Annotated in this window: 13 protein-coding genes; 1 reads left to right on the top strand and 12 read right to left on the bottom strand. The window is 65.7% G+C overall.

The features are described 5' to 3' along the window. Positions 1-140: 140 nt before the first annotated feature. Entirely contained in the window at positions 141-1424 is a 1284-nt protein-coding gene (locus CRO01_RS08850; protein WP_097008765.1) for a COG1361 S-layer family protein, read from the top strand. Between the two features lie 19 nt (positions 1425-1443). Here CRO01_RS08850 and CRO01_RS16625 read toward each other — a convergent pair whose 3' ends face one another. The 12 genes from CRO01_RS16625 to CRO01_RS08905 all read right to left on the bottom strand — a co-directional run bounded on the left by CRO01_RS16625 (position 1444) and on the right by CRO01_RS08905 (position 13508). Next, entirely contained in the window at positions 1444-1617 is a 174-nt protein-coding gene (locus CRO01_RS16625; protein ID WP_179747441.1) for a hypothetical protein, read from the bottom strand. 147 nt (positions 1618-1764) lie between these two features. Further along, positions 1765-2685 (bottom strand): ABC transporter ATP-binding protein, encoded by a 921-nt coding sequence (locus tag CRO01_RS08855; RefSeq protein WP_097008766.1) that lies wholly within the window; start codon positions 2683-2685, stop codon positions 1765-1767. Positions 2686-2754: 69 nt separating this feature from the next. Next, positions 2755-3411: an AIM24 family protein gene (locus CRO01_RS08860; protein ID WP_097008767.1), complete on the bottom strand. Its 657-nt coding sequence runs from the start codon at positions 3409-3411 to the stop codon at positions 2755-2757. A gap of 41 nt (positions 3412-3452) precedes the next feature. Continuing rightward, complete coding sequence (locus tag CRO01_RS08865) at positions 3453-4001, bottom strand: DUF7261 family protein (RefSeq protein ID WP_097008768.1); 549 nt, start codon at positions 3999-4001, stop codon at positions 3453-3455. After that, positions 3998-4405, bottom strand: coding sequence for a DUF7262 family protein (locus CRO01_RS08870; protein WP_097008769.1), 408 nt, complete (start codon positions 4403-4405; stop codon positions 3998-4000). Before CRO01_RS08870 ends, CRO01_RS08865 begins: the two co-directional genes overlap by 4 nt. Next, positions 4398-5069 (bottom strand): DUF7263 family protein, encoded by a 672-nt coding sequence (locus CRO01_RS08875; RefSeq protein ID WP_097008770.1) that lies wholly within the window; start codon positions 5067-5069, stop codon positions 4398-4400. The genes CRO01_RS08870 and CRO01_RS08875 overlap by 8 nt, the downstream gene beginning before the upstream one ends. Continuing rightward, on the bottom strand, positions 5069-5572 hold the full coding sequence (locus CRO01_RS08880) for a DUF7266 family protein (RefSeq protein ID WP_097008771.1): 504 nt from the start codon (positions 5570-5572) through the stop codon (positions 5069-5071). The genes CRO01_RS08875 and CRO01_RS08880 overlap by 1 nt, the downstream gene beginning before the upstream one ends. Further along, the gene (locus tag CRO01_RS08885; protein WP_097008772.1) at positions 5565-6317 is read right to left on the bottom strand and encodes a DUF7289 family protein; all 753 of its coding nucleotides are present in this window, start codon (positions 6315-6317) and stop codon (positions 5565-5567) included. Before CRO01_RS08885 ends, CRO01_RS08880 begins: the two co-directional genes overlap by 8 nt. Further along, positions 6314-8206 (bottom strand): type II secretion system F family protein, encoded by a 1893-nt coding sequence (locus CRO01_RS08890; RefSeq protein ID WP_097008773.1) that lies wholly within the window; start codon positions 8204-8206, stop codon positions 6314-6316. The genes CRO01_RS08885 and CRO01_RS08890 overlap by 4 nt, the downstream gene beginning before the upstream one ends. Beyond that, positions 8199-10556: a type II/IV secretion system ATPase subunit gene (locus CRO01_RS08895; protein WP_097008774.1), complete on the bottom strand. Its 2358-nt coding sequence runs from the start codon at positions 10554-10556 to the stop codon at positions 8199-8201. The genes CRO01_RS08890 and CRO01_RS08895 overlap by 8 nt, the downstream gene beginning before the upstream one ends. 81 nt (positions 10557-10637) lie before the next feature. Further along, entirely contained in the window at positions 10638-11471 is an 834-nt protein-coding gene (locus CRO01_RS08900; RefSeq protein ID WP_097008775.1) for a ZIP family metal transporter, read from the bottom strand. Between the two features lie 75 nt (positions 11472-11546). Beyond that, positions 11547-13508 (bottom strand): PAS domain-containing protein, encoded by a 1962-nt coding sequence (locus tag CRO01_RS08905; RefSeq protein ID WP_097008776.1) that lies wholly within the window; start codon positions 13506-13508, stop codon positions 11547-11549. Positions 13509-13632 lie beyond the last annotated feature (124 nt).

Below are 13632 nucleotides of genomic sequence, written 5' to 3' on the forward strand. Positions count from 1 at the left end.
AAACAGCTTGGTTTCGCGTATTTGTGTGCTGCTGTGGGATGGGTACGTATGAGCCGGAGCGACCGCGGTAGCGGGCGGCCGATCGCACCGGTGGCGCCGGCACCGGATCGTACACCGACCCCGTCCGACGCCGAGGGAGCATGACGCCACAGGCGGCCGATCCCGCCCGACGACGCCGCCGAACGCTCGTCGTCCGTCTCCTCGTAGCCGCGGTGCTGCTCGCTGCGGTCGTCGGTGCCTCCATCGGCGTCCCAGCGCTGCAGTCCGACGACGAGAACGACACCACAGACGCCGGGAACGACACCGCAGACGAGGAGTCGGACGAGCATGCAGCCGACGAAAACGACACCGCGGACGACGAACAGGCCGAGGAGCCGCCAGCGGACGCCGGCACCGCGGAGACGACACCCGAGAACGAAGCCGGAACGCCACCCTCCGGTGCGGATGTTCCGGGCGGGACCCCACAGCCGAATGGCACAGTGCCCGGCGGTGCTGGCGGCGCGGGAGCGGGTGAGGTCGGCGTCCCGCCCGGACAACCGCCCGAGGGAACCGCGCCGACACCCGGGGCGAACGGCGCCGTGACCGGCCCGCCGACGCTCGCCGGCCTCGACGAGAACATCACCGTCGCGGTCGCGAGCGACGAGTCCGTCCGGGCGTCGACATCGACGACGGTCGAGTTCGAGGTGACCAACGAGGACGATGACGACGAGCTGACTGATGTCGTCGTCACGCTGGCGGCGACCGGCGGCGCGGTAGGGTTCGGATCGTTCGCCGACCCCCAGCGAACGCAGTCGGTGTACATCGAGGAACTCGATCCCGACGAGACCGAGAGTTTCGAGGTCGATGTCCTCGCGGACGCGGTCGAGCCGGGCACCTACCCGCTGTTCGCGTCGGTGCAGTACACGGTCGACGAGGACGGCGATGACGACGATGATGGGAACGACGAAGACGACCCCGTCGTGAACAGCGGCCCCGCCGCGATCGGCCTGCCGGTCACCGACGCCCTCGCGTTCGAGGTGACGCCCGTGGACGGGTCGGTCCCCGTCGACGAGACGGCCGTCTACCGGGTCCAGATCACGAACGAGGGCGAGACGAACGCGACCGATGTCGTCGCCGGGCTGACGGTCGGGACGCCGCTGTCGAGCGAGTCGCCGACGGCGTACGTCGGGGATCTCGCTCCGGGCGACTCGGAGACGGTCCGGTTCGGGCTGGAATCGTCGTCGGACGCGATCGAGACGACGACCGGCGCGACGCTCACGATTACCTACGAGGCCGGTGACGGCGACCGATCGAGCGCCGAGCCAGTGTCGGTCCCCGTCTCGGTCGTCGAGGACGAGGGCGCCGATGTCGATACGACCGTCCCATTCGCCGTCGCCGCAGCCGTGGTCGTGATCGCCGCGATCTGGTGGCTCCGGCGGCGCTAACCACACATCGACAGTCCCCTCACCGACTGGCCAGCGCCGCTCCGATCGCTATGCCGGAACCCATGCCGATCGCAAGCCCCAGTGCGATATCGTCCATTGCGACTCCGAGCGCAGCACCTAGGCCGGCACCGAGCGCAATTCCGACTCCCATCATCTCCCCGTCGATATCGTCGCTTCCCTCGTTGTCGCTCATCGAGGGTAGTGGTCCGCGCAGCGTCATAATCGTATCGAGGACGCCGTGACGGCTGCCGGTCGCGGCTGTCTCTCGTGGTGGCGCCGCGCTTGCAACCGATCCAACTGCTTCGACGCTCGCCTACTCCCGAGGATTGGCTTCCGCCCGCTACGTGTCAGACTCTTCTTCCGGTTCGGCGTCGTCGCCGTAGAAGTGCATGAACACGTCGTCGATCGACGCGTCGCGGACCTCCAGATCGAGGACGGTGTACTCGTGGAGCCGGTCGATCAGGGCGTCGAACTCCCGCGCGAGGACGAGGCTGTACTCGCCGTCGCGGCGCTCGACGCTCGACGTTCCTGGAAATTCGAGGTCCTCCGGCGGCGGGTCTTCGGCCAGTCTGGCGGTGACGACCGTCCCGCCCGCCGCGAGGATGTTTTCGACGGTATCGAGTTCGATCAGCCGCCCGCGCCGGATGATGCCGACGCGGTCGCAGACGCGACGGACCTCGCTGAGAACGTGCGAGGAGAAAAAGCTCGTCTGGCCCTGCCGCTTGCGCTCGTCGAGCAGTTCGTAGAACTCGTTTTGCACCAGCGGGTCCAGCCCCGCAGTGGGCTCGTCCATGATCGCCAGTTCGGGATCGTGCATGAACGTCGCAACGATGGCGAGCTTCTGTCGATTCCCGCTGGAGTACGCCCGGACCGGCCTGTCGAGCGGGACCGGAAATCGTTCGAGCAGTTCCGAACGGCGTCCCTCCCCGCGCAGTCGGCCGAAGTAGTCGAGCACCTCGGCGCCCGTCACCCGGTCGTAGAAGCGAACGTCGCTGGGAAGATAGCCCAGCTCGCGCTTGGCCTCGCGCAACGCGGCGCGGTCGGTCACGTCCCGACCCAGCAGGGTCGCCGCGCCGTCGGTTGGCTTGAGCAAGCCCAGCAGCACGCGGATCGCCGTCGACTTGCCCGCGCCGTTGGGCCCGAGAAAGCCGAATATCTCGCCGGACGCCACGGAAAATGTGAGATCCTCGACGCCGCGTACGTCCCCGTAGTACTTGGTTAGGCCGTCGATCTCGATCGGGGGCGCGTCGCTGCCGCTCACGTGTCGAGCAACGACGCCGCGGGCGTTATATCTAGTTGGGCGCTGTCGGGAGTTGGTGGTCCCGCAGGCTCAGACGTGTTCCTCGTAGGGCTGGACGACGACGAAGCCGTCGCCACCCGCGAAGGACATCTGATAGCGCTCGCCGGATTCCTGTCCGACCATGTCCGAGAGGCTCCGGTTGACCTCCACGTCCGGTGAGGTGCCGCTCCAGGCGACGGTCGCGCTCGGGTCGGTCGACACCGGCGGGGAGAGCACCAGCGGGTCGCCGTGGGTGGTCAGTGCGACGTAGCCCGGTCCTTCGAGGAAGACGTTCGTCAACCCGCCGGCGAAGGCGCCCGCGAGGCTGTCGATCGTGCTGATCTCGTAGGACAGATCTGACTCGAACGCGAGGATGTCCTCTCCGTTGACCGTGATCGACTCGCCGGCGTCGAGTTCGAGCACCTGCACCTTCTTCTTGCTGTCCGCGAGGTAGACGTGTCCCTGTCCTTCGACCTTCATCACGGGTGTCCCCTCGCCGGAGGCTGCTTCCTTCAGAAAGCCCGTGATGCCGCCTTCGGCGGAGGCTTGGCCGGTAAACGAGAGATCGCCGGAGTATGCGACCATCGACCCGGCTTTCGCCATCACGGTGTCCTCGACGGCAACGTCGAGCGTGTAGCTATTTTCGAGCTGGAACGTTTCGTCTGTCTCTGTCGGAACGTGTTCGGCTTTGAATTCGTCTACATCCATGGTATCACAGGGCAGGGCGGCCCTGTATGATCGACACGCTGCTAGGAAATTAGTGTTGCTGTTTCGATACGAACTGTCGAGCGCACTGTTTGGCGCTCGGTCGTCACTCGCAGATCGAAGACCGCGCCGAGCACGTGCGTCCGACCTGCTCGGTCCTGCACGACGACGCCGTCGATCGCTTCGCACGCGCCGAACTGCCGATCCGGACCGCTCGGACAGCGAGCGTCGGCCCACGCCGTCGCGGCTGACGTGTTGTACGCGATTCCGCGGACGACGCCGGCTCGCAGCCGGGAGGTCCGGAGCGTCTCGATTCGCGGGCCGAGCTGATCGTTGACTGCGTCGACGGCGGCCTCGCGCTCGTTCCACGCATAGTTGCTGGGGACGCCTGCCGCTGTGTCGTGTACTGCCCGGTCGAGCGCTCGGGACACGTCGCCGTCCGATCGGTCTGCCACACCAGCGGCGTCGACGGGCGCCGCACCGAGTTGCACGTACGCCAGCGCGATCGGTGCCAGCCCCACCGCAATCACTGCAGCGGCGACGAGCACCAACTGTGCGCGCGCCGCTGTGTCCCCATCTCTTGCTGCGATCATGCATACCACACTCTGAGGATCACATCGCCATACTGCGTCGTCACCGTCGCGGTACCGTAGCTCACGCCGGCCGGGCGCTGGTAGCCGACCGACCCGTGTGTGGTCTGGACCTGATACAACAGATTGTCCGGTAGTAGCCGGTCGAGACGGCGATCAAGCGACGCCCGCTCGCGCTCGAAACTCTCGGCATCTCTGGCAATCTCCGAGAGTCGTGTGGCGTCCTGATGACGCGGGGGCTCGCCTGCCAGCACCGTTCCGGCGTCCTCGGCGTAGGCATCGAGCTGTGTCGCGCCGTCGTTGGGTACGGGGACGCCGAGAGTAAACACCACGGCGATGGCGAGAATCAGGACGACGCCGATGCCTGCCTCGACGACCGGTGTCGACAGCTGCGCACGATCACTCATCGACGGCGACCTCCAGCAGCGCCTTCTCGGTCTGTTTCGGATAGTACGTCAGCTCGATGTCGCCCGACGCCAGCACACCGTCGGCGTCTACCGATACTGTCGCGGTCCGATATCGGCTCGTCGTGACGGCGAACTCGCCGGTCAGTCCCGACTCGTTGTGCCGAACGATCCGCGGGCCGATCCGCATCGTCGTCACGGTGGCGTTTGCCATCGGATCGACGTACACGTCGACGCGTCCGGTCCGCCGCGGTAGTGTCACCGTCCTATCGGTTCCGTCGAAGGCGTCTGCGACCGTGACCGACTGCGTCCGTTCGACCAGCACGAGCCGTTCGATCGAGTAGCCGTCGGCGTCGCCGGTCGCTGCGAGTGTCGTCTCGTTCAGTGTCACGCGGACCGAGCGTCCGCCGAGGCCGGGTACCGTTGACCGGAGCGCGTCGGCGTCGAACGCTTGGACCGCGCTCGCGTTCAACACGTTCGCCCGCGTCGCCAGCGGACCGTCGGCGTCGACGAGTCGCTCGGAGACTCCCGCCGCGAGCTGACGCTCAGTCGCGTCGCCGTCGGCGGCCGCGAACGCGCCGTCTGCGATCGCCAGCCCGACGACCATCGCCCCAGTCACTGCGACGAGCGCCACGCCAAGCGCCAGCAGGTTCGCCTGCCCGCGCATCACGACCCCTCGCCTCCGAGGCGGACGACGAGCCCGTTCGGACTGTCGCGCACTCGCACGTTCGCCGACTCCTGACTGTCCCAGTGACCGTCGACCGTCTCGACTGACTCGGGCAGCGCCAGCGGCGTCTTCCCGCCGACCGAGGGATGTGGGTGCTCGAGCACGAGCCGGCCGCTCGTGACGCGGATCGTGTACGCCGAACTTCCGATCGTTCGCGGGAGCTCCAGCCTTGTCGTCGCGTTCACTGCCGTCGCGTTGTGAGGTATCGCTGCACGCAGTTCGGCGCTGGCGTCAGCCAGCGTTCTGTCAGCGACTTCTTGGGCGGCCGCCGACCGGTACTCCGGGATCGCACCGGCGTACAGCGTCGTCGTCAGGAGCCCGATGTACAGGATCACGATCCCGGCCTCCAGTGCCTTGCCGACGACCGGGGACGCGGCGCGAGTCGTCGCCGTGAACGTGCCACCCGAGCGCCGCTTTGCCGGCGGTTGGGATGGCTCAGGCACGGTTCACCTCTAGCTGCATGTCGTGGATGATCAAATAGGCCGTTCGGTCGCCGCGATAGGTCGCCACGACGCTCTGGTGATCGTCGCCGGGGAACAGGCGCCCGCTCGTCGACCGAACCGCGCTCTGGGCATCGAAGTGGCGCTTCCAAGCGCCCGGCGTCGGCGTCTCGATCGCAACGCGATAAGACCCGTTCCCCAGCGCTCGCCGATCGTGGCTGACGCGCGAGGACAGCCTGAGCGACCGGCCTGCGGCCCCGGTCGTCGTCCACTCGCTCGCGTTCAGCTGGGCAGCGCCGACGGCGAGGACGCCGCCGCTCCCCCGCGAGGCCGTGATCGGTGGCGCTTCGTAGAGCCAACTGTTCCCTGTCCGTCCGCGGACGATGGTCCCAGCTTCGTACGCCACTCGCCGATCGCCCGACTCGTAGACTAACGCGTCGACCGCGACGGTCGCCACGACGCCAGACTCGTTGAGCACGCGGAGCGCCCGGTCCTCGGTAGCGATCCGTCCATTGGCGAACGCGACGCGCCCCTCGTGGTAGCCGGTCGTCTCGGTCGGTTGGAGCGCGCGATCGAACCCATCGGCGACGCTGGCGGCGTCCGCTGTGGCTGCGTTGCTCTCGACAACCGCGCCGATACCAGCCGTTAGCCCGCCGAGGCCGACGACGGCGATCGCCAACAACAACGCGACGCCGACGACGTTCGACTGCGCTCGGTCGTTCGGGCTGCTGCGCTCGGATCGGCTCACACCATCCCACCTACCGAGAACACGGCGTACGCGATCAACACGAGCACGCCGGAGTGCAACAGCGCCTCGTACCGCCCGCGGCTGGCCGTTCCCGCGAACCAGCCCGAGGCGAGCATCGTCGCTTGGGTCACGATGTAAAACCGGTAACGCTCGCGCGCCGGATCGATACCGCTGGGATCCAGCCCGACGCCGGCGCTCGATCCCGATACCGCCGAGAGCTGTGCGAACCCGTCGATCACGTAGGCGTCGACTGCGACGACGATGCCGATCACGAGTAGCGCGGTCGTCCAGCCGACGGTGACGTACACGAGCATTGCGCTCCGCAGCGCTTTCTTTTCGTGATGGAGGCGTCCGACCTCGGTCTGGAGCGTCTCGAAGATGTCCTCGGTGTCGCCACCGGCGTCTAACGCTCCGGTCACGAGCCCGATCGTCTGGCCAGCCAGCGGCGTCCCGACGCGTTCGACGAACCGATCGAGTGCCGCGGCGCGCAGGTCTCCCTCGGTCGTTGTGAGGTTGACATTGAAAGCGAGATCATCAACGTCGGCCTGCAATGCACCCAGATCGACATCGGCGGCGACGCGCTCAACGGCTTCCGAGAACGGGCGGCCGAGACGGACGTGGCCGGAGACTGCGTGGACGAAGTCCTTGATCTCTCTGTCTTTGGCGTCGTTGATCCGGGCACGTCGCACCGCGACGAGTCCGACCGGTACCGTGAACGCGACGTACGACAACAAGACGACATCGACGAACTGCACGCCTATCGATGAGAGCGAGGCCCCGACGCCGAGGCCGATCGGTAGCGAGAGCACGACCGCGCTGGCCGGGTTGCGCGCTGCAGACGTGATCGTCGGTAGGACCCCAGCCGGGACCTCGTACGACGGCTCGGAGTGGTCTGGCGGCCGAAGCCGCTCGACGAGCCATGCGGCGGCGAGTCCGGTCGAGAGGACAAACACGGCGCTGCCATACACGATCAGTTGCCGCCCGGTAACCGTGCCGACGGGCGATCCGATAGGTTGCGAGAGACTCGGCGAGAGCACGCTCAACACGGTCGTGATAATGACCATCAGCGACGGCAACACCAACAACACGATGAACAGCTCAGCGAGCAGTTCGAGGAACGATTCGGCCCGCTCGCGCGCCCGTCCCTGTTGGTGAGAGAGCATCCGGCTCTCCATACGAAGGTAGCTTGTCAGCTCCTCGCCACCCTGCTCGGCGTGTTCGCGGAATTTGAGCAGGAACGGCGCTAAGACGTCCCGAGAGGGCGTGTCCCGCGCGACGATCTGAAGCCCGTGGCTGAGGCTCCCGGTCAGCGTCGCCTTGTTCAGCGCCTTCCGGAACGCCACCGCAGTCTGTCCGTACGCCTCAGTGTTGGCGGCGACTTTTCGCAACATCGCGCGGCGGTCGTCGCTCCCCGTCGAGAGCACCCGTAAGTACCGAACCGCGCCGGGAAGCGTTCGGTCGATGTCTGTCTGGCGAGCGCTTGCGATCCACTGGAGATAGCGCCCGCCGAACCAGATCGTGACGCGCTTGGACGCCGCCGCAGCGACGAGCGCACTCCCGGCGGCGACGGGCGACACCCCCGGTGTGAGACCACTGGCGACCGAAAGACCCGTTCCGGTTGCCGTGGGAACGACGGAGACCGCAAGCGCCAGTGACGTGACAAACACGCCAACGAACGCAATCCACGAGAGGGCGTACACGCGCGAGATGTACACGTCGAAGCTCGCACGAACGTCGGTCCCGCGGTAGGACTGTCTGTCGGCGTCGTGGCGTCTGGCGTCGGCATGACGGCCAAATAGCGCGTACAGCGACCGATCGAGCACCGCACCCGGACCGCTGCCGCCGAGCGTCCTGTTGCCGGCGGTCTCGACGGATGTCGGACTACTCATCGGCGGCCTCGCTGGGACCGGTGCTGGCCCGTTCGACGGTCGCCGCCTCGTTAGTCCGAAGGTCAGCGAGGAATTCGAACAGTTCCTCGAAGTCGTTCGCACCGTCGCGCCGTAGATACCGAACGTACCGGTGTTTGCGGTGGAACTCCGCTTCGACGGCGCCGACCGGCCGGTCGGTTCGCCGGGCCAAAGCGTGAAACACGCGCATGTTGCACTCGCGCTCGTCGTCAGCACCCCACTCGCCGCCGAACTCGCCGCCGTCGGGGGCGGCCTGTCGCTCGTCGGTTGCAGTCTCGTTGAGCACCGTGGCTCTGCTCCGGTCTGACCAGTCGATGCTCGCCGCTTCGACCGTCGTCTCCAGTTTCGGGTGCGCGTACTCGAACGTGAACCGGCCGGACTGGTCTGTCCCACCGATCCGGTTCCAGTAGATTTCGTCGCCCTGTTTTTTGACGACGCCGCATTCGCCGTCGACGTGTTCGAACTCGTCGGCGGTGAGAAACTCCACGAGGTCGCCGACGTACCGATCGCCGCCGACGTGTCGTGGGAACACGACCAGATCGAGTTCGCGCAACAGGTACGGGGCCATTCCCTGCTCGACGACGCGGTTAACGAGCTTTTCGACGTCTTCTGCGTGGGTCGTGCCGATGATACCGTGACCGGTGTTGAGCGACTCGGCGAACGTCTCGAAACTCGCTGGCGTGTTGATCTCCGCGAGCACCTCGACATCAGGATTAAGATAGTTACATTCGGTCATCAGATCCGCCATCGTCACCTGTTTGTACTCGCTCTCGTGGTCTCTGGTTGTCAGCGAGACGCCAGTTTCGTGCGGTAGGCGCACCTCTCGCGATCCTTCGTCGATGCTGATCGGACGGTCGCGGAAGGGTATAAATGGCATATGGGCATTGAGTAATGTCGTTTTCCCGACACCAGTCGGACCGGAGAACAACACGACGCCGTGGTGCTCGTACAGCATCCACAGCAGCGCGACCATCTCTTCGGAGACGCTCCCGCGCTCCAGCAGGTCGATCGGCGTCATCGCCTCGGGAGATTGCTTTCGGATCGAGATGTGCGGGCCGTCCTCGCTGATCACCCCCAACGCTACCGCACAGCGGATCGTCACGTCGTCCGGAACGCCCTCCGGAGCTAGATTGACCTTCGCGCTGGGATTCGATGCGTTCAGTTCGGTGCCGTCGGCGGCCGCGAGTTGGGTGACGACGTTGATAAACGTCGACTCGTCCTCGAACGCGAGATTCGTCGGCATTCGCTCGTCGTGACCGACACTCCCACGGGGCAGCACCTTGATGCGCTCGCCGACGCGGTTGGCCTCGATGTCTTCGAGGTGGCGGTCCCTGATCGGGACCGTGAGCGTCCCCTCGCCGACGTAGTCGCGGAGCACGTAGTACACGAGATCAGAGAGCCTGTCCGCCGAGTACCGACCTTCGATGGGTGGGACCGCGAGATCGTACTCCGCGAGGGCACGCTGCAGTCGGAACCGCGTCGCGTCGACCCACGCTCGCGTCCGGCGCGCGGTGAGTTGCCGGGAGAGAAACGTTCGGGCGCGACTACGAACGAACGACTTGCGGTCGTCGACCAGTCCGTCGACGTTGGCCTCCCAGATTCGTTCTTTACACTCCTCGACTAGGGTCTCGTCACCGGGCAGCAGGTCCGGCTCCTGAACGGCGTATTTCGTCGTGAACGAGTCCCTGCCGAGCAGATGCTCCCGATAGATGACGACCGGAACTTCGAACTCCTGAAAGCTGACGGTGTAGCTGGTTAGTCGCTCGCTGACGAACCGCTCGATGAACTTCGGTTCGGCGGGAAACGTCGTTCTCGCCGGTGCGTAGTTCTCGGTGTGGACGACGAGCCGATCGTCGGCAGTGTCGGCTACTTCGATACGATCGTCGACTGCCAGCGGCGTCAGTTCGCCCAGACAGCGTAGGTCACGGAACGCACGGTAGCCCACCCGTCGGCGCGCAGCCGCCGAGCAGGACACCAGCCGGTCGATGATCTGCTCGTACTTGGGATCGAACCCCTCGTTCATCCGTTCGACGGTCCCCTCGCGGGTCAACGGCCGCGCGAGGGCGGCGTCCTCGAAGTAGTCCCTGATCGTTTCGAGTGCAACCACGTCGGTCGCCGAGAGCGGCGGTTCGCGCACCTCGTACTCGAACGCTTCCTCCCGATCGTAGATCGTTGCGACGACGCCGGGATAGAGCTCGTACTGCTCACGAACGTCGGACGCATACCACGCTTCGGGATCGTCGGGCGGCAGTGGCGGCGGCACAGCGTCGCCCTCTTGGGCGATCGACTCGCGCGGCGTCGTCGGAACTTCCAGCGACGGCCCATCGGTCATGGAATCTATGCGCTATTCCACAGTATTTAAATTTGTGGAATAGAGGTGCAATTATACTGCTAGGCAGATCATCACAACTCCTCAGCCCAGACTAATATCCAGATACAGCATCCCGACGACGCCGGCCATCAGCCCCAGCGTAGCGATCCGCTCGTAGCCGCGAGTGTGGGTTTCGGGAATGATCTCGTCGGAGATGACAAACAGCATCGCGCCGGCGGCAAAGCCCATCGCGTAGGGCAACAGCGGCTCGACGGCGCTGACCGCAAGCGCGCCGAGCACCGCTAGCGGGATTTCGACGGCGCCCGAGCGCACGCCGGCAAAGACCGCGTAGGCGCGCCGATCCAGTCCGGCGTTGATCGCAGCGACCGAAACGGCGAGCCCCTCGGGAATGTTCTGGATGCCGATCGCAAGCATCAGCGGGATCGCGCTCGCCACGTCGCCCGACCCGAAGCCGACGCCGACAGCCAGCCCTTCGGGCATGTTGTGGAGCGTGATCGCCAGCACGAACAGGACGACGGGCGTCAGCCGATCGTCGTCGAGCGGGAGCGACTCGGTCGGATTAGCGCCGTCGGCTCGCTTCCCGCCCGTCAGCAGGTAGTGGGCGTGGGGCACCAGCCCATCGGCGCGGTCGAGAAAGGCGGCGCCGAGTGCGATGCCGACGAGCGTCGGGATGGGATTCCCATCGGAGTACTGCTCGATGCCGGGGATGATGAGGCTGGTAAACGCCGCGGCGAGCATCACGCCGGCCGCGAAGCCGAGCGCGCCGTCTAGTGCGCGCCGCGAGGGGTCGCGCCAGACGAGCACCAGCGACGCCCCGAGCAGGTTCAGCGTCGCAATGACGAGGCCGCCGACCAGTCCCTGTATCACCGGGTTGTCACCGGCGACGCCGACGAACAACTCGACTATCGAAACCATGCTCCGGGTTGTGTGCTATGCTGTCGAGTGACAAATAGCTCGTCCCTGCGACGGGGTTCGGACGGAACACTCCGGTTACGTTGCTCGGGGGAGTTCGACGTGGACGATACTTTTCTCGTCGGAGTTCGCTTCGAGCTCGACATCGCCCTGCGAGAGCGTCACGACCAGATACACCAGCCACAGCCCCATTCCGATGCCGTGGTCGAGGGGCGTCACTTCCTGTTCGCCGGTGAGGATTTGCGCTTCTTCCGGAGGGATCTTCGGCCCTCGATCGGTGATCCGAACGCTGACAGTATCGTCGCCGTCGGGGGAGATTTCGACGCCGACGGTCGGTGCGTCGCTTTCGTCGTGGATGATCGCGTTGACCAGCAGCTCGTGGAGCGCGTGTTCGAGGGCTGGAATCGCACGCACGTCCCCGATCGTCTCGTCGGGGCGGGTGACCGACAGTTCCGCTTCGGGGTACTCCTGTCGGATGTCGTCGACCACGCGGTCGACGGTAGCGTCGAGGTCGAGCCGCAACGGCGGCGGTTGTTCGTCGAGCAAGCGTACGATCTCGCGGTGTTTGTCCATCACGTCGACCAGTCGATCGATCTCCTCGACGATCACAGCCGCCATCTCGGCGACTTCGCCGTTCGTACTGCGGGCGACTTCGTCGGCGTACCCGCGGATGATCGTCAGCTGATTCGAGAGGTTGTGACGCAACACGCGGTGCAGCACTTTCAACTGGCGCGTCGCCTCCCTGTACTCGGTCACGTCTCGCTGGAAGCCGACGTAGTTGACCACGGCGCCGTCTTCGTCTCGCACCGGCGCGATCGTCACCCGATTCCAGAACTTGCTGCCGTCTTTGCGGTAGTTCCGGAGTTCGACCGTCGTTGCTTGTTCCTCCTCGATCGCGGCCCGGAGCTCGGCGACCGGTTCCGCCTCGGTGTGGTCGCCCTGCAAGAATCGGCAGTTGCGGCCGAGCGTCTCCGCCTTGCTGTAGCCAGTGATATCGGTGAACTGGTCGTTGACGTAGCTGACGGCGTTGTCCGGGTGATTGGCGTCGGCGAGCGTGATGCCGATCGGCGCCTCGTCGATCGCGCGATTCTTGCGCTCCAGTTCGGCTTGGCTGTCCCTGCGAGCTGTGATATCTCTCGTGATCCAGAGGCGGCCGTAGTGGGCGCCCGAACTGCCCGTGACCGCCGTCGAGTACCACTCGACCGTCCGGCCATCGTCGAGTTCGAGCACGCCGCTGCTGGTCGTCCGCGGCGTCTCGAACAGTTGCTCGATCGCTTGTCGAAAGGCGTCCTCGTCGGCTACGGACGATCGGATGGCAGCGAAGACCTCGTCGACGCTCCCATCGTTGAGCAGCTCCGTCGAGACGCCCCAGAGCTCCCGAAATCGATCGTTGTACGAGAGAATGTCGCCGTCGTCGTTGACGACGAGAACGCCGTTGGGAAACGCCTCGTGCTGGGCTTCCAGCAGCGACTGGCGAAACTCCAGTTGCTCGCGCTGTGCAGCGCTTTCTCTGTTGCGCAGCGCGCGATGAACGATGTCGGCGAGATCGCCGGCGAACTGCACGTCGTCGCCGGTCCACTCGCGGGTTTCACCAACGTGCTCGAAGCAGACGACGCCGACGACTTCCCCTTCCGATCGGAGCGTCGCATCCAGCAGCGAGGCGATGTCGTTGGGCCCGAGATAGTCCGCGACGAGTTCGCGCGTTCGCTCGTCGGAGTGTGTATCGGTAACGGCGATCGTCCGGTGGCTCTTGAGGGCCTGAAAGTACCGCGAGTAGTTGCCGATGGCGAGTTCCCTGCCCGAGGAGTGCTCGCCGGTCTCGGCGTCGAAGTGATCCACACAGCGCATCACCGTGATGTCGTCGTCGAACAGCCAGATGTTGACCCGGGAGACGCCGAGGATTTCGACCGCGGCCTCCGTGATCTGTCGGGCGGCAGCCTCGAAGTTGCCGTCGACGACCGCCTCGTTCGTCGTCAGCTCCAGCAGCGTCTCCTGTCTGCGACGAAGGCGGTGATGGTCTTCGCTGCGGTCCCGACTCATTGCACGCAGTTTCACACTCCAGATAAATCACTCTTCTTGCAGTCTCGTTTGTTCCGCCGGGTCGCTCAAACTTCATAGGACCAGCCGCGAGAGCAACGTGGTCCTCGACTTTGGTCGAGGCTGA

This window comes from Natronoarchaeum philippinense (assembly GCF_900215575.1).
GTDB classification, from domain to species: domain Archaea; phylum Halobacteriota; class Halobacteria; order Halobacteriales; family Natronoarchaeaceae; genus Natronoarchaeum; species Natronoarchaeum philippinense.

Excerpts from the sequence above, each read along its gene's own strand:
- CRO01_RS08850 (WP_097008765.1), top strand. The coding sequence starts at position 141 with ATGACGCCACAGGCGGCCGATCCCGCCCGACGACGCCGCCGAACGCTC.
- CRO01_RS16625 (WP_179747441.1), bottom strand. The coding sequence starts at position 1,617 with ATGAGCGACAACGAGGGAAGCGACGATATCGACGGGGAGATGATGGGA.
- CRO01_RS08860 (WP_097008767.1), bottom strand. The coding sequence starts at position 3,411 with ATGGATGTAGACGAATTCAAAGCCGAACACGTTCCGACAGAGACAGAC.
- CRO01_RS08865 (WP_097008768.1), bottom strand. The coding sequence starts at position 4,001 with ATGATCGCAGCAAGAGATGGGGACACAGCGGCGCGCGCACAGTTGGTG.
- CRO01_RS08870 (WP_097008769.1), bottom strand. The coding sequence starts at position 4,405 with ATGAGTGATCGTGCGCAGCTGTCGACACCGGTCGTCGAGGCAGGCATC.
- CRO01_RS08875 (WP_097008770.1), bottom strand. The coding sequence starts at position 5,069 with ATGCGCGGGCAGGCGAACCTGCTGGCGCTTGGCGTGGCGCTCGTCGCA.
- CRO01_RS08890 (WP_097008773.1), bottom strand. The coding sequence starts at position 8,206 with ATGAGTAGTCCGACATCCGTCGAGACCGCCGGCAACAGGACGCTCGGC.
- CRO01_RS08895 (WP_097008774.1), bottom strand. The coding sequence starts at position 10,556 with ATGACCGATGGGCCGTCGCTGGAAGTTCCGACGACGCCGCGCGAGTCG.
- CRO01_RS08900 (WP_097008775.1), bottom strand. The coding sequence starts at position 11,471 with ATGGTTTCGATAGTCGAGTTGTTCGTCGGCGTCGCCGGTGACAACCCG.
- CRO01_RS08905 (WP_097008776.1), bottom strand. The coding sequence starts at position 13,508 with ATGAGTCGGGACCGCAGCGAAGACCATCACCGCCTTCGTCGCAGACAG.